Origin of the sequence: Mycobacterium sp. 1081908.1, from assembly GCF_001673535.1 — a bacterium.
In the GTDB taxonomy this organism is placed as follows: domain Bacteria; phylum Actinomycetota; class Actinomycetes; order Mycobacteriales; family Mycobacteriaceae; genus Mycobacterium.
Genome location: NZ_LZLY01000089.1, coordinates 68111 through 94310, shown reverse-complemented (window position 1 = coordinate 94310; position 26200 = coordinate 68111). Strand labels below are relative to the sequence as shown.

The window sequence follows — 26200 nt, the reverse complement described above, 5'->3', positions numbered from 1 at the left end:
CTCATCGCTTTGTCGTGTCGAAGCGGCTTTGGGTGCGCAGCGCCGGGGAGCGTTGTGAGGCAAGCACGTCGGCCCGCTCCGCCATCGCGGCGCCCACCGCGTCGGGGTGGGTGTGCAGGTAGAAGCGTCCGTCGATTGCCTGCTGGAACAACGCCCCGGCGGCGTCCGTGGGGTCCATGGCCGTGGCCTTGAGGTCCAGCATCGCGGAGCGTTGCGCCTCGGCGGCGACCACATCACCGTTGGCGTCGATGCCGCCGGCCGACTCGAAGATGCTGGACGACACCGGGCCGGGAAGAACAACTTGTACGTGAATGTGATTGGCGTGCCCGGTCGATTCGACCTCCAGGTACAGGCACTCGGTTAACGCCAGCACCGCATGCTTGCTGACGATGTAAGGGGCTTGCAGCGGAATCGCCACCACGGCACCGACCGACGCGACGTTCCACACCCACGCCCGCTCGTCGGTGGCCATCATCTTCGGCAGGAAGGCGCGCACGCCGTAAAAGACGCCGCTGACGTTGATGTCGATGGTCCGCTGCCAATTGGCCACCGGCGTGTCCCACAGATAGCCGAACTGTTCGACGCCGGCGTTGTTGACCAGCAAGCGCACCGCGCCGACGTCCCGGTACACCCGCTCGGCGAGGTCCTGCACGGCGTCGGGGTCGCGCACGTCGCAGACGACGTCGACCGCCGACCCACCCGCGGCACGCAGTTCCTCGGCGACCCGAGCGGCCGCCGCTCCGTCGATGTCCGCGAGCACCACGGTCATCCCCAACCCGCTGGCATGGCGCGCCAAGCCGGCGCCGAGCCCGGAGCCGGCTCCGGTGACGACGGCGACCCCGCCGGCAAATGCTTCCCCGGCGCTCACGAACCCGCGGTGCTATCCGCGGCCAACTCGGAGAGCAGCACCGAGTTGGTGGCGTCGAGGACGACGTCCATCTCGGTGAACTCAAGGCCGCTGGCCCCGCGCCGGACGCCGACGTTGACGACCCCGCTGGACACCGCGAACGGCACGAAGTTGGCGATCTGGTTGACGAAGATGTAGAACCGCGCCCGGGTGACGTCACCGTCGACGCCGGTGCGATGCACGTTGGTGGCGTGGTGGCGCAACGGGTACGGGCTCTGTTCGCGGTGCTCCGCCAGCCACTCCATCACCGCTTCACGGCCGCTGAGCTCCGGTGACATCAATTCCTCGAAAGGGCTTGCGCCGGAATCGCTTCGGGTCAGATAGTGCACATCCTCGGCATAACTGGCCGCCATCTCGTCGTAGTGGGCCTCGTCGTAGTGGTACCAGAAGCCGGCGATGAACTCCTGCAATTCGGGCAGCGTGATGTCATTGGCCATGGGGCTAGTCAACGCCGGGCGTGGCCCGGGCGACAGGCCCGATGCCCGGTCAGTGGAACGTGATGCGCCGTTATCGCGGACCGACTGGAAGCGGCGACAGGGATGCAAGTGCCATCTCGACGCCCATTCGCAACCCGGATTTCAAGCGGCGAAAGTTGCCATCCTCAACCCAGCGAACGTATGCGTGTCTGCAGCATTGGATCACGAGTTGCGCCGGCAGTTCGCGGTGAAAGGGATCCGCACCGAGATCGAACCGTGCGGCAAGAAAGTCCGAGATGGGCTCGGCCAGGTTTTGCCCCCAATCAAGCCAGCGCAGTCGGTATTGCGGATCGTTGATCATCAGCGCAAGGAACCGGCGGTCTGTCTCAACCTGCCCGCGTTTGGGGACTTCGGTGCTGAACGCCTCCACCAACGTGTCGACGGCGTTGCTCGTGGCTGGCGCGTCTCGGAGGACTTGAACGCTCAGCCTGCCGAACTCGCGAAACAACGGCATGACGACGTCTTCTTTGACCGGAAAGTGGCGGTGGAAGGTGCGAGGCGCGATGCCGGCCGCCTCGCAGATGCGCTCAACAGTCGCCGACGTCGACCCTTCGGTCAGGAAGATGTCGCGCGCAGCCATCGCGATATCCAAGCGGAGCTGATCCGCGCGCCGTTCGCTCAGAGTTGATCTGGCGGGCGCGCTCACCTCGGACTCCTTTTCCGCGCAGGGGCTGAATCGCGATCCAGACGGCATCCGGTGTCCCATTCAGTGGCCATCTTGAGTGATCCGGTGGCGTCGGGTGTGCCTAACATGCTGCTGTCAGATTCTGCCACACCAGACAGAATCTGACAGGCGCCCGACATCGTTACAGAGGAGGAAGTCCGGTGACCACGGCAGAACACGATTTGAACTATGACGACTACACGCATGACTTCATGGGCAAAGTCGGCAACATTCAGGATTTCTCGAGAGATTTCCTGGTGGGGCTGGCCCGTGTCTTCGAGGACACCCTGAACTTCGTTCCCTACGCTCACGTCACCATCTACGGCCCAAAGGTAGGCATCAACGCTGCCATGGATGTCGCCGCCGAGGTGTCCCGCGCCGGGATGCGACAGGTAATGCCCATGGGCCGGTTCATCGCACCCCCAGGCTGGGACTGGAAAAACGCCCAGTACCAAGCCATCCCATTCGATGTCCAGACCGAGGACCTCACCAAAGATGCTCTCATCCGGCTGATAAAGACGTACTGGGACCAGTATCTCAAGGGGCACAACTACTTCATCGATCAGTGGACGAAGATCATCCCGGAAGACGAAGTGTGGCTGGGCCTGCCAGACATGTATCAACTGATCATCGATTACGAATACCCCAAGCTGGCCAAGGTGCTCGGGATCGAGCCGGTGCACGTCGTCGACTTCCTCAAATTGGCCTGCCTCAGCATCGACGGGACGCTCGGCTACGGCGGTGAATACATCGTTCACAATCCCGACCACGTGGTCCTCAACATGCGTCGATGTGAAGTGCTGCAAAAATACACCGACGAAGGCCTCTACCCACCGGCACGTGCTTGGATGAACTGCACGTTCGAGCAGCGGATTTCCGCGCCGTTCTTTCCGGGATGCAAACTCGACATCAACTTGCCACCAAAGGATTTCAAGTTCGCCCAGGGCGAGCCGTTCTGCGTCTGGACCTACACCCGCGGCGAGGAAAACCACCGAGCCGCCGCGGCCGCGCCCGACCCCCGGGCCAGCGCGATGAAAAAGATCCCCATCATCGGAGTCTCCTGACCGATTCCACAGCCTCGGCCCGGTTAGCGGTCGCAGAACCGAAACGTTCTCGCAGTACGCGTTTCAGCAGCTTGCCGCTGGGATTTTTCGGCAGCGAATCTACGAAGAAGACACGCTTGGGCGTTTTGAATCCGGCCAGGTGCTCGCGACAGTGGCCGACGACGTCCTCCTCGGTCAGCGTGACACCGTCGCGGGGAACGATCGCGGCGACCACGGCCTCCACCCACACCGGGTGCGCGAGGCCGAAGACCGCGACCTCTTGAATTCCGTTGTGGCGGTATAGGACCTCCTCGACCTCGCGACTGGCGACGTTTTCACCGCCGGTCTTGATCATGTCTTTTTTGCGATCAACGACATGCAACAGCCCGTGCTCGTCGTAGAAACCCAGGTCGCCCGAGTGAAACCAGCCGCCCCTGAAGGCATCGGCGTTGCGTTCAGGGTCGTCCAGATAGCCGAGCATCAAATGCGGACTGCGGTGCGCGATTTCACCCACCACCCCGGTGGCGACCGGGATGTCGTCGGCGTCGAGGATCATCGTCTCAACGTTGGCGACGGGGCGCCCGGCCGAACCGGCGTGCGCGTCTTGTTCATCGGGGCCCAGTGCGGAGGCCAGCGGTGCCATTTCCGTCTGGCCGTAGAAATTCCACAGCCGCAAATTGGGCAACCGTTGCCGCATCTCGGCCAGGATCTCGACCGGCATCGCCGAGGCGCCGTAGTAGCCCTTGCGCAAGCTCGATAGGTCCACCTCGTCGAACACCGGCGATCGCAGCAGCGAGATCCACACCGTTGGGGGCGCGAAGTAGTTGGTGACCCGGTACCGCTCGATCGCGCGAAGCACCGTTTCGGGGTCGGGTCGCGGCAGGATGATGCTGGTGGCGCCGAGGTAGATGTCGGTCGCAAGGAAGTTGTCCAGCTGCGCGCAGTGATAGAGCGGCAACGAGTGGATCTCGACGTCGTCATGGGACATCTCGCCGGCCAGAATGGTGCTCACGTACTGCCACATCAGGCTGCGGCTGGTGTGCATGGCCGCCTTCGGATGGGATTCGGTGCCGCTCGTATACATCAACCGCACCAGCTGGTCGTCGTCGACGCGCGGGTCGGGCGCCACGGTGTCGGTGGTCAGCCACCGCGCGAAATCGTCCCAGCCGGAGGGGCTGTGCTGCCCGGCGGGCACCAGAGCGACGCGGGCTTTGACCACGCCACCGCGGCGCATCGCCTCTTCGGCCGTCGCCGACAGATCCGCTTCGACAATGAATCCGCCGGCCCGACTGTGGCCGAGGATGTAGGAGATCTCCTCGGCGGTCAGCATGAAGTTGACCGGGACCAGGACCACCCCGGCCCGGGCCGTCGCGAACGCCAGCACGGCATACTGCCAGCAGTTGCGCGACAGCAGAGCGACACGATCCCCGGGCCCAAAGCCGTTGTCGTGCAACGCCGCCGCCGCGCGGTCGACCAGCCTGTCGAACTCGGCGAAACTCAGCACGACGTCGCCGTCGATGACCGCCGTCTTGCCCGGGTGTCGGCGGGCCGACCGGCGGGGGATATCCCCGAGCCCGTGGCTGCGCGCCCGCGCGATGATCGCGTCCAGGTCGTCGGACTGCATGCCCGCCACGTTAGGCGCCGACGTCGAGTCGGGGGCCGTCAGCGTCCCGCTGAGTAGACAGGGACCCTCACATCCGTGCGGACGGCCTCGATACTCGTTGGCATGAGCGCTGGTGTCCCCGTCACGGCTGAAAGCACCGGACGGGTGGATTGGGATCCTGACGAGCTGCGGGCCAACCTGTGCCAGGCGGACCCTGGTGTGCTGGTCGCCGTGCTGGCGCAACTGACCGGTGACCCGGCGGTGGTTGACCGGTTCGCCGCGAAGATCTCTCACGTGCCCGACCCGCCGGAGCAGGCGGGTGTCACCGACCCCGAGACGGCCGCAGCGCTCGTCGATGCGGTGGTCGCGGCACTGCGTTCACCCCGCCCGGCCACCGCCGTGCCTGCCGATGACGCCGACCTGTTCGCGCGAATTGCGCCGGTGGCGCTCGGAGGCACGGTCGACTCCGATTACATCCCGCTGCTGTTGGAGCAGGGCGGGTTCCAGCCGTCACAGCCGGTGCTGCCGCGCACCGCCAAGCTCCCTGATGGCTTTCGGGTCGCGATCGTCGGCGCGGGTATCGCCGGGCTGACCGCCGCGCTGGAGTTGGCCGATGCCGGCATCGACTACCAGATCTTCGACCGAAACGACGAAGTCGGGGGCACCTGGTACACCACCACCTATCCGGGCATCGGCGTGGACACACCATCGGCGTTTTACTCGCTATCGCGGGATATCAAAGGGGATTGGTCCAGCTACTACCCCATGGGCGCGGAGTACCAGTCCTACCTGGTTTCGGTGGCCGACAAGAACGATCTGCGGAAGCGCACCCGGTTCGGTACCGAGGTCGAAGCACTCTGGTGGGACGAAACGCGCGGGCAATGGCAGATCCACTCGGTCGGCCCCGACGGCGCCCGGGATGTGAGTTATGCCAACGTGGTGATCCCGGCCGCCGGTTACCTCAACCGGCCCCGCTGGCCGAATTTGCCTGGCCGCGAGACGTTCTCGGGAGCTTCCATCCATTCCGCGCAGTGGGATCCCGATCTGGACCTGACGGGCAAGAGGGTTGCCGTCATCGGCGCCGGTTGCACCGCGGTGCAGATCGTCGACGCGTGCGTGGACCAAGTCGCGCACCTGACCGTGTTCCAGCGTCAGCCCCATTGGGTGGCGCCGCGAAGGCGGGCGACCGACGACGTTCCCGGCTACCAGCGCTGGTTGGGCACCCGGCTGCCGTACTACGCGAATTGGGTGCGGCTCAAATCCTATTGGGGCACATCGGACAACAACTACCCGGTGATCTTGCACGACCCGGAATGGGCGGCCGAGCACCTGTCGATCTCACCGGCCAACGACGCGCTGCTGAAGATGTGCCTGGCTTACATCGACCGGGTATTCGGCGCCGGCAGTGACCTGGCCCGCAAGGTGACACCGGACTTCGCTCCGTACGGTAAGCGGATCATCCGCGATCCGGGCGGGTATTACGCCGCGCTGGCACGCGAGCATGTGGACGTCGAGGCCGGCGAGCCGGCCCGGGTCAACGAGGCTGGGATCGTGACGGCCGACGGCAGGCAGATCGACCTCGACGTCATCGTCTACGCGACCGGCTACTACCTGGATTTCCTTTCCACCGTGGACATCCGGGGCCGCGGCGGCAGGACGCTGAACGAGGAATGGGGCGACATCCCGCGCGCCTACCGCGGCGGGATGGTGCCCGGCTTCCCGAACATGTTCATTTCCTCGGCGCCCAATTACAGCCCGGGACACGGGGCCGGCCATAACTTTGGCGTCGAGGTGATGGTGCACTACGTCATGGAGTGCCTGCAATTGATGGCGCTGCGCAAAGCAGCCACCATCGAAGTCACACAGAGCGCATACGAGCGGTATGTCGCCGATATCGATGCGACCATGGCCGGCACCGTCTGGTGCCATACCCCGTCCGCCCATACCTACTACCGCTCCGGAGGAGGGCGGATCGTGACCGCCTTCCCGTATCGCCTGATCGACTTCTGGCGCGACCATAGGGCTCCGCTCGAAGAGGATCTCACGCTGCGATGAGCCGGTTACTCTGCGGCAAAACGGCTTTGGTAACGGGCAGCAGCCGGGGAATCGGCCGCGCAATCGCCCAGCGGCTGGCCGCCGAAGGCGCCACCGTGGCGGTCACGGCCCGGTCGCACACGCCGTCCTTGTCGGTGCGCGCCGGAACGACTTCCGCCCTGCCCGGCACCATCGCCGAGACCATCGAGCTGATCGAGGCCGCCGGTGGCCAGGCGTTCGGCGTCGCGGCCGACCTGGAGGACGCCGAACAGCGCGACGGGTTGATCGACGCGGTGCTCGACCGCACCGGCCGGATCGACATCCTGGTCAACAACGCCGGTTTCGCCGACTACTCGCCAGTCGAGGACATGAGCCTGGAAACCTTCGACCGCACGGTGGAGCACTACCTGCGGGTGCCGTTCGTCCTGGCGAAATCCGCTGTGCCGCACATGCGCAAGCAGGGTGCGGGCTGGATCGTCAACATCGGCTCGGTGACCGGTGTGGCCCCGGTGCGGCCGTACCGGGACTACAACAGGACGGCCGGCGACGTCGTCTACGCGTCCATGAAGGCTGCGCTGCACCGTTTCACCCAGGGCGTGGCCGCCGAACTGCTCGACGCCAACATCGCGGTCAACTGCGTCGGACCGTCGACGGCCGTCCGTACCCCCGGCGCGGACGCGTTGATCCCGGAGTCTTTCCCGACCGAACCCGTGGAATACCTGGCCGAAACCGTATTGGCGATGTGTCACCTGCCCGCGGCCGAGCGCACCGGACTGGTCGCGTTCAGCCTGCACTATCCGTGGTCGCAACAGTTGCCGGTGCACAGCCTCGACGGCGACGAGTTGTTCCCACCCCTGCAACCTCCGCCGACGGCCAATCCGAATATTTTGCCCGCCGGTCTGTAGATCACCGCGCTTCCGCCGGCGACCCGATCGCCCGATCGCTTCGGCAAAAACTGTGGCAGACGCGATCACGCACGATGACGTCGGGACATTCGGGATCGAACCAACGATCCACGTGGGCCCAGTGAATCGGGTGCATCAGATACGGGCCCATCAGGCCCTCAACGTCTGTGAAGAGCTGTTCGAATACGTGGGTCCACGACGAGGCGCCGGACGCTTCAACCACACGGCTGAGCTGCCAATCGGTGATGGTCCGTACGTATTTCGGCATCAGCCGCAGATCGGCCTCAAAACGGGCGGTGGTCGCCGCACCGGTGCCGGGCACCACGCTCAGCAGCAAGGTGCGATAGACGGTTCCGGGTTCCGCCGACCAACCCGTGCTGGCGGGGCAACCGAAGTAGGTGGCCCCGTTGACGCGACGGACCGCGGGGTCGCCGAGAACATCGTCGAAACGCGCCGCAGCAGAGTCCCATTCGGCCGCATCGGTGAACCGTAGGTGCATCAGGATGTCACCGCCGTTTCGGGTACCGGGGAGCGTCGGCTCCACGAGACTGTGTTCGCTGCCTATCTGCGCGGCCGCGCCGCGAAGCGCCGCCAGCACGCGATCGCGGTCGCCCTGGGCCTCGTCGACCAGCCTGGTGACGTTAAACATCGCAGAGCCCGTCGACATCGTCCGCGGCCGCCGCGAACGATCGTGATCGATCCTGCACCAATTCGGCGATGCGCGACCACCATTCGCCCGGCGCCGGGTCCGGCCTGCCCCGCCAGGTCATCTCCCACCACGCCGGCACGCTCGGCAGCGTCCACGTGACGGTCACCGTGTTCACCTGATCGTCGAACCAAATGGGCGGGCTGACCAAGACGTCCCGCAGCGTCATGCCGCGATCGCGGGCACCGGGCGCGTACTCGGCGAGGTAGCGGTCCACGAACCGCCGTGCGCAGCCCGGCTTGGTGGTCACCCGGTCGATCACAAAGATTTGGCCGTCTGCCATGGCCTATCTCCGCAAGACGCCAGCGAGCGCGGCAGCGGCCTCCGCCCGGGCCCGATGTGCGAGATCGAGCATCGGCATCGTCATGAACCCGTGAATGCCGCCGTCATAACGCAATTGGACGGTCGGAACACCGGCATTCTGTAGGGCCGCGCCGAAGGCCAGTCCCTCGTCACGCAGCGGGTCGTGTCCGGCGATGACCATGACGGCGGGTGCCAGCCCCCGCAGGTCCGCGTTAATGGGTGTGGCATACGGGTGCGCGCGGTCGGCCACCGACGGCACGTACTGCTCCCAATACCACTGCAGAGCCGGCTTCGGGTTGTAGAAGCCGCGGCCGAACAACCGATAGGACTCGTTCTGGAAGTTCGCCGCCAGCACCGGGTAGATCAGGAACTGGGCGGCCAGCGGCGGGTCGCCTCGGTCGCGTGCCATCAGCGCGGTCACGGCGGCCAGGTTGCCGCCCGCGCTATCGCCGCCCACCGCCAGGCGGTTCGGGTCGCCGCCGAGGTCGGCCGCGTTGCGCGCCGCCCATCGGACGACCGCGTACACGTCGTCGGCCGCTGCTGGCCAGCGATGCTCCGGCGCCAGCCGGTAGTCCACCGAGACCACCACGGCGGGAATGCGATTCGTGATGTCGCGGCAAAGCGCGTCGTGGCTGTCCAAGTCGCAGAACACGAAACCGCCGCCGTGGGCGTATACCAGAATCGGCAGGCTCGTGTCCCGGCTGTCGGGCCGGTAGACCCGGACCGGAATGTCGGCGCCCGGTCCGTCGATCGTGTCGTCGCGGACCTCGGCGACCGGCTGCGGCTTGGGGGGTGGCACGAACCTGGAGCGGATCAGCGCGCGGGCCTCCGCGCCGTTCATGGTGTGCACCGGCGGGAAGCCGGCGTCGAGCATGTCGATCAGGGGCGCGAGCTGCGGATCGAGCGTCACGCGTACTGCAGTGCCGGACGGGCCGGGCGCAGCGGCCGCAGCGGCTGCAGGGTCGGCGCGACGCGCTGGGGGCCGTCCTCGACGTTCCGCCAGACGCCCATCGCGGTCATGCGCACGGGCGCGGCCAGTCGCTGGTCGAACATCATGCGGTTCATCGGACCGCAGACCGACAACGCGGCGACCGCCTCACCGGGTCCGCCGATCGGCGCTGCCACGCAACCGAATCCGAGCAGCGACTCCTCGCGTTCGAACGCGACTCCGTGGGCGCGCACCTTGGCCAGCTCGACGGCGAGCTGCGGGCCGTTGGAGATCGAGTATTTCGTCTTGCGAACCCGCAGATCGAGCTGGGCATCGTCGTTACGGTAGGCGAGGATCGCCTTCCCGACGGCGGTACAGTGCGCGGGCTGGCGACCGCCCACGCGAGTGGGTATCCGCTGGTCGCCGATCTTGTCCAGGTAGACGACGTCGGCGCCGTCCAAGACCGCCAGGTGTACGACAAGCCCTGTGGCGCGGTGCAACTCGCCGAGCAAGGGGCCGGCCGCGCGCACCAGGCGATCCTGGTGCACGGCCAGCGAGCCCAGCTCCACCAGGCGCATGCCCAGTTCGTAGTCGCGGCCGCTGCGGCGCAGCCACCGCAGCTGCACCAGGCGCTCGAGCATGCGGTGCGCCGACGACCGCGGCAGGCCGGTGCGGCGCACGATCTGCGCCAGCGTTAGCCGGCCCGGTCCGTCGAACGCGTCGAGGACCAGCGAGATGCGGTCGATGACGGCCGTCGGGGTCTCGACAGTCTTGACGGCTGATGTCATCGAACCTCCATGTATCTGGCTGGCATATTCCTATTAGGAAGATAGGTCTATCACACCGGTGTGGCCTCTGTCACGCACCGCGGCAAGGAGCCAGGCTTTCTGCGCGGTGCCGTCAGCCGCGAAAGACGTCGAGGGAGCCGACATGGGCTCGATTACTCTTGATCCGTTGCTTCAATTCCCACGATCCATCGGATCGCCGTTGCCACGTGTCCCTGTAGTCGCCGAGGGTGTAGAACCGCGTCGAGGGATCGGCGTCCGTGTTCAGATGGACGTCGTGGACGTAGGAGCGGCTGGTGGCGGCGTCCCCGTCGACATCGATGACGATGTTGGTCAGCAGGTGCTGGGTCGGGCCGCAATTGTCGAGGAACCCGCGGATCAGCTCAATGATCGCGGCGCTTCCGCGCAGCCGTCCAGTCCCGAGGTCGCCCTCCGCGTCGTCGGCCAGGATTTCGGCCATCGCCGTCCAATCGCGATCGTCCATCGCGCGGGCGAATCGCGTCAGCGTTCGTTCGATGTCACGCTCGTCGAACAGGATCTGAAGTCGCTGAGTGTTCACGGGCCGTTCCTTTCGCGGGACGCCGAAATCGACGCTAACGTGCGCCGCGCTCGCACTTGTTCGCGTTGGCGTAGATCTCGATGAAGTGTCGTCGCGGCAAACCGGCAGCACTCAGCCCTTGGCCGCGGACCGGCCCGCGCGGCGGCCGTAGAAGCTGCCGTCGCCGAGCGAGATGCCGCTGGCGTATCCCCACGCCGCCAGTCCCGCGGTCGAGCGGCCCGCGGCGAAGAGCCCCGGGATGGGTTCGCCGCTGACGTGCAGGACCTCAGCCTCCAAGGTGGTGGCCAGCCCGCCCAGAGTGAAGCCGCCGGTGTTCTCCCGCAGGTCGACGGCCCCGACCGGGGAACCGATCGGTTTCAGCCACTCGGGCTTCTTGTGCAGCAGCGGATCCTCGCCGCGCGCGGCGCCCTCGTTGTAGGCGGCCACCGTCGCCTGCAACGAACCGGGCGCCAGGCCCATGTCGCGTTCCAGGTCGGCGACCGTGTCGGCCACCCAGGTCGCCGGTCGCAGCATGAACTTGGGCGACCATGAGGCCATCGCCTCCTGCTGCGCGTCGTCGTCGATGATCAGGAACGCGGTGTTGTCCTGCTGATACAGCGTGAGCTGGCCGACCCTGCCGGGGTAGGTGTCCTCAGCGACGTAGCGCTGGCCGCGGCCGTTGACCAGGATGCCGCGCACCAGTTGCTGGGGATCGATGAAGATCGCGACCTCGGTGGCGTCCATGTGGGCAAGGTCGGCGCCCAGCGCCTGCGCCATCCGGATCGCCTGCCCGTCGTGCTGCTCGATCGAGGCGGCCGGGCGCCCGGCGATCCGCGGGGCGTACCGCGCCACCATCGCGTCGTTGTAGGCGAAGCTGCCCGTCGCGAGCACCACCCCGCGGCGGGCGCGGACCGTCATCTCCGCGCCGTACTGGCGGGCGCGGATGCCGACGACCCTGCCGTCGGATTCGACGATCAGGCTTTGCACACGGACGTCGTACAGCGCCCGCGCGCCGGCCGCCGTCGCCGTCTCGACGAGCGGCTTCATCAGCATGTAGCCGGCGCTCGCCTCGCCCTGCTTCTTGTTCTGCATCTGCGGGACGTGCCCGCGCGGGGCGGGGGAGGCGATGGTGTTGAACGGGTAGGCGTTTTCGCCGCCGCTGTACATCAGGCCCTGGTCGCCCATCGGCTCCCAGCCGGGCTCGGAGAAGAACTCCGCCTTGAACGGCACGCCACAGCCGACGAGCCAGTCGAAGTGCGCGACGCTGCCGGCGCAGTAATCGGCGATCCGGTTCTCGTCGGCGCCGGGGCCCATCGCCACGTTGAGGAAAGCCGCCATGTTGTCGACGGAATCGCTGAAGCCACAGGCGGTTTGCAGCGCGGTGCCGCCGCCGAGGTAGATGAATCCGCCTGCCATCGCCGCGGCACCGCCCCACGACCCGGTGCGCTCCAGGACGAGCACGTCGGCGCCGGAGCGGGTCGCTTCGACCGCCGCCGCGGCGCCGGCGACCCCGTAGCCGGCGATGACGACGTCGGCCTCCTGATCCCAGGACGCGATGGACGACGCCGGGACGGGCGTGACGTCCGTGTCGGGCGTCATAACCGCATCGCCGCGGGCATCTCGCCGACCCACTGGTGACCCCAGTAGCTGTCCGCGGTGATTTCCTCTGCGGTGTAATAAGTTTCGTCGACGCGCATGCCTTCGGTGCCGAACTCGATGTCCCAGTCGCCGGGCGCCCGGACGTAGAAGGAGATCATCTTGTCGTTGGTGTGGCGGCCGAGCGTGGAGGACAACTGGAAGCCCTCGGCGTTGACCCGGTCCAGCGCCTGGCCCACCGCGTCGAGGGTGTCGACCTCCACCATGATGTGGACCACGCGCGGGTCGCGCAGATGCGCGGCCGGCACGATCGCCAGGCTGTGGTGGCGCTCGTTGATCCCGAGGAAGCGAACCCGCACCGGGCCGAACTCCTTCGGCAACGGCACCCGGAACGCGCCGCGGGAACGGAAACCCAGTACCTCGGTGTAGAAGTCGAACAGCCCGTTGGGGTCCATCGCGGGCAGCACGACATGGCCGAGGCCCTGATCGCCGGTGACGAACTTCGCGCCGAACGGTGTGATCACCGGGCTGTGGTCGAGCACGGGGCCGTGAAACACCTCGAGCGCGTGGCCCGCCGGATCCTCGAACGCGATCACCTCTTCGACGCGGCGCTGCTCGGCCTCGTCGAGCGACAGCTGCTTGAACGCGACGCCGGCGCCGTCAAGACTGGCCTTGACCCGTTGCAGCGCCGCACGATCGCGCACCTCCCAACCGATGGTGAGCACCCGCTCCGTCTCGCCGGGAACGACGACGATCCGGGCCGCGCGCTCGTCCATGCGCAGGTACAGCGCCGACGGTTCGGATCCCTTGCCCTCCGCGAAACCCAGGACGTCGAAGGCGAAATGCCGCCACCGGTCGACGTCGTTGGTCGAAATGGTGATGTAGCCAAGGCTTTTCAGGTCGCTCACTGCCACTCCTAGATCAGGGCCCGCAGCGGGCCTTCCGGCGGGTCGATGCCCAGCGAACTCAGCGCCGACGCGTGATACGTGGTGCCGGGGACGTGGATGGCATGCAGGTGGCCCACGTGCACATCACGCCAATACCGTTGCAGCGGCTTGTCCATCCGAGCCGCGTTTCCGCCGGAGCGGGCGAAGATCTCGTCGACCGCCGCGACGGCGCGCCACACCGCGCGCACCTGGGTCCGGCGACCGGCCGCCCGGTCCGCGAACGACACCTCCTTGCCGGCGGCGACCATGTCGTAGATGCGCTCCGCGTTGGCCAACAGCTCCTGGCGGGCGGCGTTGATGTCGGCCGCCGCCTCGCCGATGGCGTGCATGACGTACGGGTCGTCCTTGATCGCGGTCCCGGTGGCGCCCACGCGCTCCCGCTGATAGTCCAGGTGCGCGGCCAGCGCGCCCTCGGCGATCCCGATGGTGGCCGCGGAAATTCCCAGCGGGAACATCGTCGACCACGGCATCAGGTACAGCGGCTCGGTCATGCCGGCCTCGCGCTGGGCGGTGCCGTCCATCACCTTGGTCGCGTCCATCGTCCGGTAGGCCGGGACGAACGCGTCCTTGACGATGACGTCCTTGGAGCCGGTTCCGCGTAGCCCCACCACGTTCCACGAATCCTCGACGATCTCGTAGTCCTTGCGGGGCAGGATCATGTGCAGCATCTGCGGCGGCATCAGCGGTATCCCCTGCTCGTTGCCGAGCATCGCGCCCAAGATGATCCAGTCGCAATGGTCGGTGCCCGAGCTGAACTGCCACCGGCCGTTGAAGATGTAGCCGCCGTCGACGGGCTTCGCCACGCCCTGCGGCGCGTAGGGGGAGGCCATCCAGGTGTCGACGTCGTCGGCCCACACCTCGGCGGCCACTTTCGGATCGGCGTAGGCGAGCTGGTAGGGATGCACGCCCACCACGCCGACGATCCAGCCGGCGGCCGGATCGAGTGCCGCGGTGGCCATGACCGTTTCGGCGAATTCGCGGGGATGGACCTCAAACCCCTGGTAGCTCTTGGGTTGCAGCAGCCGGATCAGCCCGGCCCCTTTCATGAGCTTGACGGTGTCGTCGGTGAGCCGGCCGATCCGCTCGGCTTCGGCGGCCTGGTCGCGCAACTGGTCGGCCATGGCCACAACCTGATCAAGTACCCGCTCGCTCATTTCTTCGTCCTTACGTGTGTGGGCATATTGAATGGTTTACCGCAGTCCAGGCGCCGACTCGCCGCTGATCCCGATCAGCGGACGAAATTGGGTCATAACTCGGCGCGGGGGGTGTTGTCAACGAAATCGCCACATGCGACCTTCGCGCCCAACCAGCGCTCCTACACTTTGGCCAGTAGTCCGGCGTCGATCACGATCTGGGTCCCGGTGATGTAGCGCGCTTCGTCGGAGGCCAGGAACGCGACGGCGTTGCTGACATCGACGGGCTCGATCCACGGCACCGGTAGCAAGTGGCGAGCTTTCAGCACCTCAGCGGCGTCCTCCGCCGACGGATTGTCCAAGTCGGGCCGCAGCCGCCGAAACGTCGCCTCGTTGAGCACCATCGCGGTCGCGACCGCACCGGGGTGGACGGTGTTGACGCGGATACGTCGGGGTCCCAGCTCGTTGGCGAGCGTGCGCGCCAGTCCCACCACGGCATGCTTACTGGCCGTGTAGGCGGCGGTGTCCGCGGTGCCCCGAATACCGTTGGTGGAACTGACAATTACGACGGAGCCGCCCTGCTCGCCGATGTGGGGCACACTGGCCTTGACGGTGTGCCAGACACCGGTGAGGTTGACGTCCAGCACCTGCTGCCAGGTTTCGGGGCTGATTTCCCAAGCCGGGGCGCCCGCCGGATGCATCCCCGCGTTGGCGACAACGACGTCGATGCGACCGAGTTCGGCGACGGCGGCATCCACCGCGGCCGCCATCGCGCCGAAGTCGCCGACGTCAGCCAGACCGGTCACGGCGCGCACCCCACGCGCGGCGACGGCGGCCGCGGCCTGTTCGAGATCGGCGGCCGCCTCGGGCACATCCAGCGCGATGATGTCGGCGCCCAAGTCGGCAAATCGCTCACAGTGGCAACGTCCGCTGCCGCGGGCGGCCCCGGTCACCAAGGCAACGCGACCGCGCAGGCCTGACATCAAGATTCCTTAACCAGCGAGAACCCCTTGTAGCCGGCTTCCGCGACCTCGGTGCAGATGTCGAGATAGACCCCGAACCCGCCAATGAAGAGCATGAACACGCGCGGCTTCCCAGGGACGTTGGCACCGAGATACCAGGAGTTGGCCTTGGTGAACAGGGTGGCCTCGGCCCGGCGGGCACACTCGGCGACCCAGTCATCGACCGCGTCCGGGGTCGCCTCGATCGCGGCGTAGCCGTGGGCGTCGAGGTAAGCGATGCAGTCGGCGATCCAGTTCACGTGCGCCTCGGCGTGCAGCACCATGTTGGCCAGCACCGCGGGAGCGCCCGGGCCACACACCACGAACAGGTTGGGGAACCCGTCGACGCCCAAGCCGAGGTAGGTGCGTGGTCCGTCGCGCCAGTGATCTCGGAGCCGCCGGCCGCCCCGGCCGACGATGTCGATCTTGGCCAGCGCACCGGTCATCGCGTCGAAGCCGGTCGCGAGCACGATCGTGTCGACGTTGTAGTGGGCATCAGTGGTGTTGATGCCCGTCGGGTCGATGGAATCGATCGGAGTGGTGCGGACGCTGACCAGCTTGACGTTGGGGCGGTTGAACGTCTGAAAGTAGTTGGTGTCGGTGCAGATTCGCTTGGTGCCGATCGGGTGATCGTTGGGGATCAGCAGTTCGGCCACGGACGGGTCGTCGATGACGGCACGGACCTTCTCCTCGTAGAACTTGCGTGCCTCGTCGTTGGCGGCCGGGTCGATCATCTGGTCCGTGAACGTCTTGGAGAACAGCACGCCGCCCAGATCCCAGCGCTTCTCGAATGCCGCGCGGCGTTCCTCTGGAGTGGCCTCCATCGTCAGCTTGGGATGCGCGACGTGGGGCGAACCGCCGGAACTGCGCCATGACGCCCGTCGCCGTTGTGCGTAATTGGCCTTGACCTCGGCGCGGTCAGCATCGGTGAGAGGCCGGTTGCCGGCCGGCACACTGTAATTCGGCGTGCGCTGGAAGACATACAGCTGGGACGCGGCCTCGGCGATGATCGGGATCGACTGGATGCCAGACGATCCGGTGCCGATAACCGCGACCCGCTTGCCGGTGAAGTCCACCGGCTCGTGTGGCCACGACGCGGTGTGGTAGACCTCTCCGGCGAAGCCTTCCAGTCCAGGGAACGAAGGGGTCATCGCGGCCGACAGGGGACCGGTCGCCATCAGGCAGAACCGTGCTTCGACCTGTTCGCCAGTGTCGGTGGTTGCCGTCCAGCGCACGCTCTGCTCGTCGAATACCGCCGACGTCACACGCGCGTTCAACGTTATGTGGCGGCGCAGGTCCAGTCGGTCGGCGACCCAGTTGATGTAGGCCAGGATTTCGGCCTGGGTGGCGTACTTCTCCGACCAGTCCCATTCCTGCTGCAGTTCGTCGGAAAACGAGTAGCAATAGTCCACGCTCTCAACGTCGCATCGGGCACCGGGATATCGGTTGAAGTACCAGGTGCCGCCGACGTCGGGTCCGCTCTCGAACACCCGGACGCTCAGCCCGTCCGACCGCAGCTTGTGCAGCGCGTAGAGGCCCGCGAAGCCCGCACCAACCACAACCGCATCTACTTCCGGGGCTACCCACCCACTGCTGCCAGTCCTCACGGGTGGCAACAGTAGGTCGCCGCGGGCGCAGACAGGGGCGGCGTCCCGGTGACCGGACGCCGGGATAACGGCCTCCCAGCCATCGGAATCAAGCCGCCGCCGCGGCCGGCCGCCTCGTAAGGATTGCGGCATGGCAGAAGTCGGAAGGCGTGACATTGTCGTGCACGCCGGCGCTCGGGCCGCCACCGTGGCGACGCTGGTGTCCGGGGAGGTGGAGATGGTCGGTGGCGACGTTCTCGGACCCCAAGACCGCGCCGAAGGCTTGATCCTCTGCTGCCAGGCGCGCCCGCTCGGTGACCATGTCCACGTCGGGTTCTAGCGCCGCATGAACAAGCGTCTGGCGGGCAAGGTCGCGCTGATCACCGGTGCGGCGCGGGGGATCGGCCGCGCCCAGGCGGTGCGGTTCGCGCAGGAGGGCGCCGACATCGTGGCCCTCGATGTGTGCGGGCCGATCGACACCGTGGTGGTCCGGCACAGCACGGTCGCCGACCTCGACGAGACGGCTGCGATGGTCTCGGAGATCGGTCAGCGGGTGCACACCGAGACGGTCGACGTGCGGGACCTCGCGGGTGTGCAGGCCGCCACCGACCGCGGCGTGCGGCGGTTCGGCGGATTGGATGTGGTGTGCGCGACCGCCGGAATCACGTCGCGCGGCATGGCGCTCGATTTGGACGAAAAAGCCTGGCGCACAATGCTGGACGTTAACCTCACCGGTGTGTGGCACACGTGCAGGGCCGGTGCGCCCTACCTGATTGCGCGCGGCGCCGGCGCGATGATCTTCACCAATTCCATTGCCGGGTTGCGCGGTCTCGTCGGGGTGGCGCACTACACGGCGGCCAAGCACGGCGTGGTCGGCCTGATGCAGAGTATGGCCAAAGAGCTTGCGCCGCATAATGTTCGGGTGAACTGCGTCCACCCCACCAACGTCGACACACCGCTGATCCAGAACGACGCGGTGCGCGGCGCCTTTCGCCCCGACTTGGACCGGCCGCCGACGCGCGCCGAGTTCGCCGAGGCGGCGCGGAACATGAACATGCTTCCGGTTCCGTGGATCGACGCGATCGACGTGGCGAACGCGGCGCTGTTCTTGGCATCCGACGAGGCGCGCTACATCACCTCGGTAACCTTGCCGGTAGACGCCGGCGCGACTCAACGATAGCGCTGCGTGACGTCGAATGCCCGGCGATGACATGCTCTGTCCGGTTATCAGCCCCCCTGGGCCAGGCGAAGGATAAGGGAAGGAAGCGGGTCATGACCGAGATCGACGATCTTGCGGCAAGGCTTCGCCAGCTCGAGGACGAACGCGACATCTCCAGGTTGATCGCGTCGTACGGGCCGGCCGTAGATGCCGGGGACGCCGACGCCGCCGCAGGACTCTGGGCGACCAACGGCACCTACGACGTCGAGGGCTGGCACATGGACAGCCAAAACGACGTTCATGCGATGGTGAGTTCTGCGTCCCATCAGAATCTCGTGACGAATGGCTGCTGTCACTTTATCGGGCCGAGCGTCGTGACGGTGACAAAGGATTCGGCGGTGGCGGTCGCCGAATCGCTGGTGCTGATCCGAGAAGGTGAAAGCTATCGCGTATGGCGCTCGACGGCAAACCATTTCGAACTGCAGCGCGTCGAGGGGCGCTGGCGGATCATCAAACGCACCAGTCGTGTCCTCGATGGCGACCCCGCAGCGCGCGCGTTGCTTACTGCTGGGCTGGCGGGTGCGGCGGCACCGGCACTGGGTGCGGGGCTGACGTGAGGGTCAGTGGGATCCGGCCAATTCGAGGGGTGGCCAGTGGTGGCCGATGACAACGACGCCGGTAGGCGAGCGGGGTATGAGTCGCTGGCCGGCTCCGTACGCCGGCTCATCGATGTCACCATCCGCACCGAGGTGGATGCTGCCGCCATAGCGGCGGCTAAAACCCAGATCGATTGCGCGGTAGGGCAGTTGAGCGCAGACCTGATGCCCGGTTCATTCGGGCTGCGCCGAGTCGCCGACGGGCAATCGATGGCATCAGGAAACGTGGCGATCGGGGTGCGCAATCCCGTCGCACCGCCCCTGGTGATACACCACGACGCCGAAGGCGTTGTGTGGACTGAGGTCACGCTCGGTGCCGCTTACGAGGGTCCGCCCGGTCATGTTCACGGCGGCGTGTGTGCGTTAATCCTGGACCACGTCCTCGGCGCAACCGCACACCGCCCGGGGCGCCCGGCCTACACGGGCACGCTCAGCCTGCGTTATGTGCGTGGAACGCCCCTGGGTCTCATACGCGCGAGCGCGCGCGTTGATCGGATCGATGGCGTGAAGACCTTCGCGGTGGGCCACATCGCCGACGGCGAGGGGCCGACCGTCACCGCCGAAGGCGTGTTCATCAACCCACGATGACAGCGCGGCGCCATTGTGGGACAAGGGATGGGAGCCATACCGCTTGGTGGAGGCCAAAGCCGGCTCCCACTGAACGAGACGTCCGCCGTTCGATAGCTATCGGCCGGGGGGACTATTACGATTAGTCACATTCCTGTCGAGGAGATGATTCATGGCCGCGCCTGAGACTCTTTCCCGCTACACCGTCATTTCCGCGGATACTCACGCCGGGGCTGACCTCTACGATTACAAGCCTTATCTACCCCAGGTGTTCTATGACGACTTCGATGCATGGGCCAAGACCTACGCGAGCCCTTTCGACGACCTGATCATCGCCACCGCGAAGCGCAATTGGGACAACGAGTTGCGCATTTCGGAGATGAATGACGACGGCGTGGCGGCGGAGCTGCTGCTTCCGAACACCGTCCCTCCCTTCTTCCCGACGTCTCCCAACATCACCATCTCGCTGCCACAAACTCGAGAAGACTTCGAACGTCGGTGGGCGGGTGTGCAGGCGCACAACCGTTGGCAAGTTGACTTTTGTTCTCTCGCGCCGGCGCGGCGGCGAGGGCTGATTCAGATCTTCCCCAACGACGTGGAAACCGCGTTGGACGAAATACGGTGGGGGCACCAGAAAGATTGCTTTGGTGGAGTGCTGTTGCCCGCGGTATCGCCCGGCGACCCCAACGTCGCTCCGCTGTTCCACACCCGCTACGAGCCCATCTGGGAATTGTGCAGCGAACTCGATCTGACGATCGTGCAGCACGGGGGCCCCGGAAGTCCCGCGATGCCGATGGATCAGCCGGCGTCGAATGCGGTGCTCATCACGGAGATGGCGCTGTGGGCCCAGCGCACCCTTGGGCACCTGATATTGGCCGGAGTATTCGAACGTCATCCCACGCTGCGGTTCGTGCCCACCGAGCAGGGGACCCTCTGGGTGCAACAGCAGCTGATGACCCTGGATGCGATGGTGCCGACGCTGAAGACGGAAGCCGGTAACCGCACCTACGGCATGTTCGGCGGGTCCTCGGTCGATCAGCTGACCCTCACACCAACTGAGTACGTTCAGCGGAACTGCTACCTCGCCAGCGAATTGACGCCCTTCGAATCAGGCATGATCGACTTCATGGGCGCTGACCACATCCTTTGGGGAAGCGACTATCCCCACGAGGAGGGCTTCGCCCCGCATTCGAAGCTGGCCATCCGGTGGGCCCTGCACGACAGGTCCGAGGACGAATGCCGAAAAATTCTCGCCGAGAATGCCGGTCGGCTGTACCGGTTCGACCTCGACGCGCTGGCACCGATCGCAGCCGAGATCGGCCCGGCGGTGGCGGAAGTGCACACGCCCCTTGAGAAGACCGGCTATCACGCGCCGGCCGCCTTCGGCTACCGGCCGTTTGAAGGCGGGCTCGCGTTGAAGCGGCTCGCCCCGCAACGCGGGTAGACGGTCGGCCCCGTCAGTTCGGCCCAACAGGTCGAACCATCTAGCGAGACAAAAACGCCAGCACAGTGCTTTCGAAGGCCTGCTTGGCCTCGATCATGGCCCAGTGCCCGGAGTTCGGGAAGATGTGCAGTTCGGCGTTCGGGATGGTGCGCATCGGGAGGAGCGCCATGTCGGGCGGGCTCACCCGGTCGTCGCGACCCCACGTCAGCAGCGTCGGCGCGGCCAGCTTGTGCATGACGGCCCACGGCATCGGCCGGTCGGAGGCGGCCATCCCCGCGTTCATCGCGGCGAACGCCGCCTTGCCGTACATCCGTCGGGCGGCGTCCAGGGCGACGGGGTCGGTCGCGAGCGCCCAGCGTTCCTCGATCAGTTCGTCGGTGACCAGCGACTGGTCGTACACCATCGACTTGAGCCAGTCGACCAGCCGCTGGCGCGTCGGGTCCTCGACGAACTCCTGCAACAGCCGAATGCCCTCACTGGGGCTGGGACTGAAGATGTTGGTGCCGATGCCGCCGATGGTCACCAGCCGGTCGACGCGGCCGGGGTTCTGGATGGCGAAATTGATGCCGACCCCGCCACCCATCGAGTTGCCGACGATGTGCGTCTTCTCGACACCGAGCGCGTCCAGAAACGGCGCGACGGTGCCGAACGCCATGACCATGGGGTGGCCGCCGAAGTCGTCGCTGACGCCGAAACCGGGGAATTCCAGGACCAGGCAGCGGTATTGCTCGGCGAACGTCGGCAATATCCCGCGAAAGTTACGCCAGCCGGTGACTCCGGGGCCCGAGCCGTGCAGGAACAGCAGCGCCGGCGCGGAATCGGTCCCGCAGTCGTAGTAGCGCAATGCGCCCTTCGGAGTGCCGATTTCGCGCAGGTCTTGTTCGACGAGTTGAGAAGTGTTGGCCACGGGTGTCACCCTGCCATGCCGCCGCGGCGAGCGGGAGCGATGTCCCGCGGATCGGTCATCTAGAGTCGGTGGCCATGTCGGGGCGCTTGCTGATCACCGGTGTCGACGCGTCCGGGCGGTCGTGCGCGGCGCGGGACGAGCCCATCACTTTGCAAGGGGCCGCCGGTCGCGGCGGCCTCGGCTATTCGGTGCTGTACGCGGCGCCGTCCCTGCCGTCCATCGCGGCGGGCGGGCGGGTCGCGGACCTACTGGACCTGGTCGTGCCGCCCGGCGCGCTGCGCTGGGCGATGATCGAGTACGCGCCGGGTGCCGAGTTCGCCATGCATCACACGGACACCGTCGATTTCGACGTCGTGCTCGCCGGCGCGGTGGACCTGATCCTGGACGACGGCGCGCACCCACTGGCCGTCGGTGACAGCGCGGTGGTCACCGGCGTCGACCACGCCTGGCGCGCGGGACCGGACGGGTGCCGGCTCGCCGTCATGACGATCGGCGCCGAGCCGCCGGCCTGAAGCTATCCGGGCGCGCCGCAATCCAGCAGTTCCTTGAGCGCCGCGGGAAACGCGTCGGCGAGCTCCCACAGGTCCGGCACGAGGTCGGGGCAGGAAATGATGCCGACACCCAGCCGGCCGTTGAGCGACATCACGGTCACATTGAGCCCGCCGCCCGCGATGATCGGACCCAGCGGATACATGGCGTCGACCCGGCAACCCAGAAAGTAGAGCTGCTCCTGCGGCCCGGCCACGTTGGACAGCACCAGGTTGTGCGGCGGCTTGTCGGGCAACGGTATTCGCGGCAGCACCTTCATCGCGGCGCCGAACATGGTCTGCCCGGCCACCTGCGTCCAGTCCTGCAGCAGGGTCGGGCCCATCGCAGCGGCGTGGTCCTTGGCGCAGGCGTTGCCTTCGGCGATGCGGACCAGTCGCTGTCCTGGGTCGTCGATGTGCGTTTCGAGCCGGCACAGCATCCAGGTTGTCTGGTTCCGGCCCGGTCGATCGGACCTGCCCCGCACCGATACCGGCACGCTGGCCACCATCGGACTGGCCGGCAGCTCGCCGCGATCCGACAAGAACTGCCGCAGCGCCCCCGCGCACAGCGCCGTCACCACGTCGTTGATCGTCACGCCGAACCGGTTCTTGACCGTCTTTACGTCGTCGAGGTCCACGGTGGTCAGGGCGACGTTGCGGCGCCGGCTGAACGGGCCGTTGAACGGCGTCGGCGGCGCGGCGAACGGGGCGGCCATGGTGGGCCCACCGCCGCGGGCGCGCAGGATGGTTTGGCCGAGCGTCAGCGCGGTTGCCGGCACCACCTTGGCCAGGCGCCACGGCCGCAACGCCGCCCCGATCAGCCCCGACGCGGCGATCTGCAGGGGGTTCGCACCGCCGGTGCGCTCCGCCGGTTGCGGCGGCGGCGCGTCGGCCTCGCTGCTGCACAGCTGGGCCAGCAGGTTCGCGCCGCCCACCCCGTCGACGACCGCGTGGTGGGCCTTGAGGACGACGGACAGCGCGCCGGTGCCGTGCAGGCCCTCGATGACCCACATTTCCCACAGCGGGCGATCGCGATCCAGCGAGAGGCCCGCGAGATGCCCGCAGATCTCCGCTAACTCCTTCGGTCCGCCGGGTGACGGCAGGGCCACGCGGTGCAGGTGACGAGAGAGGTCGAAGCGCTCGTCGTCGACCCAGACCGGGTGGTCGAAGTTCAGTTGGCTGTCGGCCAGCTTGAGGCGGAATTCGGGCACGGCGTCCACGCGCGCCGCCAGCGCCTCCCGGAACCCCTCGAACGCGTAGCCGCCCGGTTTCGTTTCCGGATCCAACTCCAGCACGCAGCAAACATTCAACGGCTGCGTCGATGACTCCAGGTACAAAAAGAACGCGTCCAGCCCACTGAGTCGCTGCATTCCCCGCCTATCTCGTTCGCGCGACCGTGACCCCTGGTCACATGACCGGCGGTCAACCCCGGGCCCCAAATGCGCACAGCATCAGAGCGGACCGCAATCGCTTGATGTGATCCCTAGTCTGTAGCCGTCAAGGGGGCGTTGGCAAACATCCCGACCGTACATTCAACGAACTCGCGAGCAATATTCACCTGACCGCTCGGATCAGCGGGCCATCGTCGAATCGGGGGCCGCCCAGTCGGTCGACACCTTGCGATGCTTGATCAGCCAGGTGCCACCGTCCGGCACCAGGATGTCGCGATAGCGGCCGAAATGGTCGAGCCCGATGTGGGTCACCACGGTGAAGTACGACGAGACCCGGGCCTGGTCGGGGGTGAGCCCGATGAAGAGCACGTTGGCCACGTTGTGCCGGACGACGGGCTTGACGCCGGCGTCGCGGGCGACGTTCCCCGCGACGCCGCCGAGGAACGACACGATCTCGGCTCGCCCGCGCAACGGCTGCAGGCCCCGAATCTCGAGGACGCCGTCGGTGCAGAACGTCTCGGCCAGGCCCTCGAGACGCCCGGCGTCGCCCGACCAGTTGTACCGGGCCAGCGTGTCCCGAATCTGCTCACGGGCGACCAATTCCCACATCTCCACCGCCGTGAGCCTAATGCGCGAAAACGCTTCTGTGAGGGCGCTACCTGACGAGATAGGGCCGGAAGCCACGCTGGGCCGCCGGAGTGACGCCGTTCAAATCGAAGACGGCGATGAGGGCGCGCAACAGCGCGGGGGACCAGTCGTCGAAATGCTGCGCGTCCATGCGATCGAGCAATTCGCAACGCAGGTGCTCGATTCCGGTGGGGTCCTGTTGATCGGTCATGTCGCAAACGACGCTACGAGCGACGTCCGCCGCCTGTACAGCCAACTGGTCGGATTCAAATCTCATTCTTGGGCGAATATGAGACGGGAATGAATCGCCGCGCGCGTCGGTATAAGCACGCATGAAACTCAACGACGCCGCGCGAGACCTCATCGGCCAGGGTGCCGACGCCACCCTGGTCACCCTCAATCGCGACGGCAGCCCCCAGGTGAGCGTGGTCTGGGTCGCGCTGCAGTCGACGCCCGGCGGTGACGAACTGGTCACCGCGCACCTCGCCGAGCACAAGAAGGTGCGCAACGTCCGCAACGACACCCGCGTCGCCGTCACGATCCTGGCGCTGGACAAGGCGGGGCAGGGGATGCGGCCCTACCTGTCGATCACCGGCACCGCACGCATCGTCGAGGGCGGCGCGCCCGAACTCCTGGCCGAACTCAACCCGGTCCTGGGCGACCCGAACATGAAGTTCCCACCGGACGGCGCGCCGCCGGGATTCCTCACCCGCATCCGCATCGACAAGGTGGGCGGCATCGGCCCCTGGGCCTCGTGACGGCCCGGCCCAAGACCTAGCTCGCGTACCGCCGCAGCAGGCTCCGCGTGCGGGCGCGGCCCTCGTCGGATGTGTCGAATGCGTAGGCGACGAATTCGTCGACGCCGGCCGCGCGGAGTTCGTCGAGACGTTCGGTGACGACTCTCTCGTCGCCGATGATGGCCGCGTCCTGCGGGTCGCGGTAGCCCTCGCGATCGAGCATCGCCCGGTACGACGGCAGCTGCCCGTACAGCGCGAACTGCTCGGCGGCTTGTGCGCGCAGCCCGTCGACGTCATCGGTGACCGCGATCGGAAGCGAGGCCGCCACTTTCACCGCGCCCTCCGGGCGACCGGCCTCGGCGGCTGCCCCGCGAAGCGTGGGCCCGACGTGTTCGGCGAGCGTCTTGGGCCCGGTCATCCAGGTCTCCGTCCCCGCACAGCGCCGGCCCGTCAGACGCAGCAGTTGCGGGCCGAGGGCCGCGATATACACCGGTGGTGGCGCCGGGGCACCGGGAACGCGCACCGCTCCGCGGGTGGTCACCGTCTCGCCCGTGGCGTTGGCGTCCTTTCCCTCCAGCAGGGGCAGCAGCCCGTCGAGGTATTCGCCGAGCCTGCGCACCGGCTTGTCCCATGGGATCCCCCACATGCCCTCGGTGACCATGCGATGGGTCATGCCCAGACCGAGGATGAATCGGCCACCGGAGATCAGGCTGAGGGTGACCGCGCGCTGCGCCATCAGCATCGGCTGCTGGTTCTGGATCGGCAGCACACCCGTCGCGACCTCGATCGTGTCGACCTCGCGGAACGCGACCGCAAGCACCGTCAAAACGTCGGCTTGCCAGGGCATTTGAGCCACCCAGGCCCGGCGGAATCCCTCGTCGCGCAGCTTCGCGAGTTCCGATACGTAGTCGTCGACCAGCGACCGCGAGGGGTCGTCACTGAGGAAGCAATTCACGCTGATTTGCACCGGTATTCCTCTCTTTCGCCTTCTGCAAGATGCTACTTCCGCTACGGCCAGTAGCGGAATACA

29 protein-coding genes are annotated in these 26200 nt (G+C 66.8%); 10 read left to right on the top strand and 19 right to left on the bottom strand.

Annotated elements, in window-relative coordinates; genetic code table 11:
- Window position 1 precedes the first annotated feature (1 nt).
- From A5655_RS13120 to A5655_RS13110, 3 genes are all read right to left on the bottom strand, one after another.
- The gene (locus A5655_RS13120; protein ID WP_067010647.1) at window positions 2-868 is read right to left on the bottom strand and encodes an SDR family NAD(P)-dependent oxidoreductase; all 867 of its coding nucleotides are present in this window, start codon (window positions 866-868) and stop codon (window positions 2-4) included.
- Window positions 865-1344: a nuclear transport factor 2 family protein gene (locus A5655_RS13115; RefSeq protein ID WP_067010645.1), complete on the bottom strand. Its 480-nt coding sequence runs from the start codon at window positions 1342-1344 to the stop codon at window positions 865-867. Before A5655_RS13115 ends, A5655_RS13120 begins: the two co-directional genes overlap by 4 nt.
- 70 nt (window positions 1345-1414) lie before the next feature.
- Entirely contained in the window at window positions 1415-2029 is a 615-nt protein-coding gene (locus tag A5655_RS13110) for a TetR/AcrR family transcriptional regulator (RefSeq protein ID WP_231999152.1), read from the bottom strand.
- Window positions 2030-2208: 179 nt separating this feature from the next.
- On the opposite strand from A5655_RS13110, the gene A5655_RS13105 reads away from it, so the two are divergent.
- Complete coding sequence (locus tag A5655_RS13105) at window positions 2209-3111, top strand: hypothetical protein (RefSeq protein ID WP_067010643.1); 903 nt, start codon at window positions 2209-2211, stop codon at window positions 3109-3111.
- On the opposite strand, the gene A5655_RS13100 is transcribed toward A5655_RS13105, so the two are convergent.
- Window positions 3095-4714 (bottom strand): acyl-CoA synthetase, encoded by a 1620-nt coding sequence (locus A5655_RS13100; RefSeq protein WP_067010640.1) that lies wholly within the window; start codon window positions 4712-4714, stop codon window positions 3095-3097. The genes A5655_RS13105 and A5655_RS13100 overlap by 17 nt on opposite strands.
- Window positions 4715-4816: 102 nt before the next feature.
- On the opposite strand from A5655_RS13100, the gene A5655_RS13095 reads away from it, so the two are divergent.
- Together A5655_RS13095 and A5655_RS13090 are read left to right on the top strand one after the other, a co-directional pair.
- A complete protein-coding gene (locus A5655_RS13095) occupies window positions 4817-6748 on the top strand; it encodes an NAD(P)/FAD-dependent oxidoreductase (RefSeq protein WP_067010638.1) in 1932 nt (643 codons plus the stop codon).
- Window positions 6745-7632, top strand: a complete 888-nt coding sequence (locus A5655_RS13090; RefSeq protein WP_067010636.1) for an SDR family oxidoreductase — start codon at window positions 6745-6747, stop codon at window positions 7630-7632. Before A5655_RS13095 ends, A5655_RS13090 begins: the two co-directional genes overlap by 4 nt.
- A 1-nt stretch (window position 7633) precedes the next feature.
- Here A5655_RS13090 and A5655_RS13085 read toward each other — a convergent pair whose 3' ends face one another.
- The 10 genes from A5655_RS13085 to A5655_RS13040 form a co-directional block, all read right to left on the bottom strand.
- Entirely contained in the window at window positions 7634-8281 is a 648-nt protein-coding gene (locus tag A5655_RS13085) for a Dabb family protein (protein ID WP_067010634.1), read from the bottom strand.
- Complete coding sequence (locus A5655_RS13080; RefSeq protein WP_067010632.1) at window positions 8274-8621, bottom strand: hypothetical protein; 348 nt, start codon at window positions 8619-8621, stop codon at window positions 8274-8276. The genes A5655_RS13085 and A5655_RS13080 overlap by 8 nt, the downstream gene beginning before the upstream one ends.
- A 3-nt stretch (window positions 8622-8624) precedes the next feature.
- A complete protein-coding gene (locus A5655_RS13075) occupies window positions 8625-9551 on the bottom strand; it encodes an alpha/beta hydrolase (protein WP_067010630.1) in 927 nt (308 codons plus the stop codon).
- Window positions 9548-10357 (bottom strand): IclR family transcriptional regulator, encoded by an 810-nt coding sequence (locus A5655_RS13070; RefSeq protein ID WP_067010628.1) that lies wholly within the window; start codon window positions 10355-10357, stop codon window positions 9548-9550. The genes A5655_RS13075 and A5655_RS13070 overlap by 4 nt, the downstream gene beginning before the upstream one ends.
- A 112-nt stretch (window positions 10358-10469) precedes the next feature.
- Window positions 10470-10913: a nuclear transport factor 2 family protein gene (locus tag A5655_RS13065; protein ID WP_067010626.1), complete on the bottom strand. Its 444-nt coding sequence runs from the start codon at window positions 10911-10913 to the stop codon at window positions 10470-10472.
- A 111-nt stretch (window positions 10914-11024) separates the two neighbouring features.
- Window positions 11025-12491: an FAD-dependent oxidoreductase gene (locus A5655_RS13060; protein ID WP_067010624.1), complete on the bottom strand. Its 1467-nt coding sequence runs from the start codon at window positions 12489-12491 to the stop codon at window positions 11025-11027.
- Window positions 12488-13396 carry a biphenyl-2,3-diol 1,2-dioxygenase gene (bphC, locus tag A5655_RS13055; protein WP_067010623.1) on the bottom strand — a complete coding sequence of 303 codons (909 nt, stop codon included), beginning with the start codon at window positions 13394-13396 and terminating at the stop codon, window positions 12488-12490. Before bphC ends, A5655_RS13060 begins: the two co-directional genes overlap by 4 nt.
- A gap of 8 nt (window positions 13397-13404) precedes the next feature.
- Window positions 13405-14589: an acyl-CoA dehydrogenase family protein gene (locus A5655_RS13050; protein ID WP_067010621.1), complete on the bottom strand. Its 1185-nt coding sequence runs from the start codon at window positions 14587-14589 to the stop codon at window positions 13405-13407.
- A gap of 161 nt (window positions 14590-14750) precedes the next feature.
- A complete protein-coding gene (locus tag A5655_RS13045; RefSeq protein ID WP_067010619.1) occupies window positions 14751-15551 on the bottom strand; it encodes a mycofactocin-coupled SDR family oxidoreductase in 801 nt (266 codons plus the stop codon).
- A complete protein-coding gene (locus A5655_RS13040; RefSeq protein ID WP_067010617.1) occupies window positions 15551-17176 on the bottom strand; it encodes an NAD(P)/FAD-dependent oxidoreductase in 1626 nt (541 codons plus the stop codon). Before A5655_RS13040 ends, A5655_RS13045 begins: the two co-directional genes overlap by 1 nt.
- 130 nt (window positions 17177-17306) lie before the next feature.
- Here A5655_RS13040 and A5655_RS13035 point away from each other — a divergent pair, with 130 nt between their 5' ends.
- The 5 genes from A5655_RS13035 (at window position 17307) to A5655_RS13015 (ending at window position 20981) form a co-directional block, all read left to right on the top strand.
- Window positions 17307-17495 (top strand): hypothetical protein, encoded by a 189-nt coding sequence (locus A5655_RS13035; RefSeq protein WP_197508682.1) that lies wholly within the window; start codon window positions 17307-17309, stop codon window positions 17493-17495.
- 6 nt (window positions 17496-17501) lie between these two features.
- Window positions 17502-18335: a mycofactocin-coupled SDR family oxidoreductase gene (locus tag A5655_RS13030; protein WP_067010616.1), complete on the top strand. Its 834-nt coding sequence runs from the start codon at window positions 17502-17504 to the stop codon at window positions 18333-18335.
- Window positions 18336-18427: 92 nt separating this feature from the next.
- Window positions 18428-18931, top strand: a complete 504-nt coding sequence (locus A5655_RS13025; protein WP_067010614.1) for a nuclear transport factor 2 family protein — start codon at window positions 18428-18430, stop codon at window positions 18929-18931.
- Window positions 18932-18967: 36 nt separating this feature from the next.
- Entirely contained in the window at window positions 18968-19558 is a 591-nt protein-coding gene (locus A5655_RS13020; protein ID WP_082978629.1) for a PaaI family thioesterase, read from the top strand.
- Between the two features lie 151 nt (window positions 19559-19709).
- Window positions 19710-20981 (top strand): amidohydrolase family protein, encoded by a 1272-nt coding sequence (locus A5655_RS13015; RefSeq protein WP_067010612.1) that lies wholly within the window; start codon window positions 19710-19712, stop codon window positions 20979-20981.
- A gap of 40 nt (window positions 20982-21021) precedes the next feature.
- Here A5655_RS13015 and A5655_RS13010 read toward each other — a convergent pair whose 3' ends face one another.
- Window positions 21022-21897 carry an alpha/beta fold hydrolase gene (locus A5655_RS13010; RefSeq protein WP_369807211.1) on the bottom strand — a complete coding sequence of 292 codons (876 nt, stop codon included), beginning with the start codon at window positions 21895-21897 and terminating at the stop codon, window positions 21022-21024.
- A gap of 65 nt (window positions 21898-21962) precedes the next feature.
- On the opposite strand from A5655_RS13010, the gene A5655_RS13005 reads away from it, so the two are divergent.
- Window positions 21963-22400: a cupin domain-containing protein gene (locus tag A5655_RS13005; RefSeq protein WP_067010611.1), complete on the top strand. Its 438-nt coding sequence runs from the start codon at window positions 21963-21965 to the stop codon at window positions 22398-22400.
- Between the two features lie 2 nt (window positions 22401-22402).
- On the opposite strand, the gene A5655_RS13000 is transcribed toward A5655_RS13005, so the two are convergent.
- From A5655_RS13000 to A5655_RS12990, 3 genes are all read right to left on the bottom strand, one after another.
- Window positions 22403-23785 carry a wax ester/triacylglycerol synthase family O-acyltransferase gene (locus tag A5655_RS13000; RefSeq protein ID WP_067010609.1) on the bottom strand — a complete coding sequence of 461 codons (1383 nt, stop codon included), beginning with the start codon at window positions 23783-23785 and terminating at the stop codon, window positions 22403-22405.
- A gap of 201 nt (window positions 23786-23986) precedes the next feature.
- Window positions 23987-24421, bottom strand: a complete 435-nt coding sequence (locus A5655_RS12995) for a nuclear transport factor 2 family protein (RefSeq protein ID WP_067010607.1) — start codon at window positions 24419-24421, stop codon at window positions 23987-23989.
- Window positions 24422-24461: 40 nt separating this feature from the next.
- Window positions 24462-24644 carry a hypothetical protein gene (locus A5655_RS12990; protein WP_067010606.1) on the bottom strand — a complete coding sequence of 61 codons (183 nt, stop codon included), beginning with the start codon at window positions 24642-24644 and terminating at the stop codon, window positions 24462-24464.
- A 121-nt stretch (window positions 24645-24765) separates the two neighbouring features.
- On the opposite strand from A5655_RS12990, the gene A5655_RS12985 reads away from it, so the two are divergent.
- Entirely contained in the window at window positions 24766-25191 is a 426-nt protein-coding gene (locus A5655_RS12985) for a PPOX class F420-dependent oxidoreductase (RefSeq protein ID WP_067010604.1), read from the top strand.
- A gap of 16 nt (window positions 25192-25207) precedes the next feature.
- Here the strand turns inward: A5655_RS12985 and A5655_RS12980 are convergent, their stop codons facing one another.
- A complete protein-coding gene (locus A5655_RS12980; RefSeq protein WP_156764845.1) occupies window positions 25208-26143 on the bottom strand; it encodes a TIGR03564 family F420-dependent LLM class oxidoreductase in 936 nt (311 codons plus the stop codon).
- Between the last annotated feature and the right edge of the window lie 57 nt (window positions 26144-26200).

Excerpts from the sequence above, each read along its gene's own strand:
- A5655_RS12985 (WP_067010604.1), top strand. The coding sequence starts at position 24,766 with ATGAAACTCAACGACGCCGCGCGAGACCTCATCGGCCAGGGTGCCGAC.
- A5655_RS13025 (WP_067010614.1), top strand. The coding sequence starts at position 18,428 with ATGACCGAGATCGACGATCTTGCGGCAAGGCTTCGCCAGCTCGAGGAC.
- A5655_RS13095 (WP_067010638.1), top strand. The coding sequence starts at position 4,817 with ATGAGCGCTGGTGTCCCCGTCACGGCTGAAAGCACCGGACGGGTGGAT.
- A5655_RS13050 (WP_067010621.1), bottom strand. The coding sequence starts at position 14,589 with ATGAGCGAGCGGGTACTTGATCAGGTTGTGGCCATGGCCGACCAGTTG.
- A5655_RS13060 (WP_067010624.1), bottom strand. The coding sequence starts at position 12,491 with ATGACGCCCGACACGGACGTCACGCCCGTCCCGGCGTCGTCCATCGCG.
- A5655_RS13015 (WP_067010612.1), top strand. The coding sequence starts at position 19,710 with ATGGCCGCGCCTGAGACTCTTTCCCGCTACACCGTCATTTCCGCGGAT.
- A5655_RS13085 (WP_067010634.1), bottom strand. The coding sequence starts at position 8,281 with ATGTTTAACGTCACCAGGCTGGTCGACGAGGCCCAGGGCGACCGCGAT.
- A5655_RS13045 (WP_067010619.1), bottom strand. The coding sequence starts at position 15,551 with ATGTCAGGCCTGCGCGGTCGCGTTGCCTTGGTGACCGGGGCCGCCCGC.
- A5655_RS12990 (WP_067010606.1), bottom strand. The coding sequence starts at position 24,644 with ATGACCGATCAACAGGACCCCACCGGAATCGAGCACCTGCGTTGCGAA.
- A5655_RS13070 (WP_067010628.1), bottom strand. The coding sequence starts at position 10,357 with ATGACATCAGCCGTCAAGACTGTCGAGACCCCGACGGCCGTCATCGAC.
- A5655_RS13115 (WP_067010645.1), bottom strand. The coding sequence starts at position 1,344 with ATGGCCAATGACATCACGCTGCCCGAATTGCAGGAGTTCATCGCCGGC.
- A5655_RS13080 (WP_067010632.1), bottom strand. The coding sequence starts at position 8,621 with ATGGCAGACGGCCAAATCTTTGTGATCGACCGGGTGACCACCAAGCCG.
- A5655_RS13030 (WP_067010616.1), top strand. The coding sequence starts at position 17,502 with ATGAACAAGCGTCTGGCGGGCAAGGTCGCGCTGATCACCGGTGCGGCG.
- A5655_RS13100 (WP_067010640.1), bottom strand. The coding sequence starts at position 4,714 with ATGCAGTCCGACGACCTGGACGCGATCATCGCGCGGGCGCGCAGCCAC.
- A5655_RS13005 (WP_067010611.1), top strand. The coding sequence starts at position 21,963 with ATGTCGGGGCGCTTGCTGATCACCGGTGTCGACGCGTCCGGGCGGTCG.
- A5655_RS13000 (WP_067010609.1), bottom strand. The coding sequence starts at position 23,785 with ATGCAGCGACTCAGTGGGCTGGACGCGTTCTTTTTGTACCTGGAGTCA.
- A5655_RS13090 (WP_067010636.1), top strand. The coding sequence starts at position 6,745 with ATGAGCCGGTTACTCTGCGGCAAAACGGCTTTGGTAACGGGCAGCAGC.
- A5655_RS13035 (WP_197508682.1), top strand. The coding sequence starts at position 17,307 with ATGGCAGAAGTCGGAAGGCGTGACATTGTCGTGCACGCCGGCGCTCGG.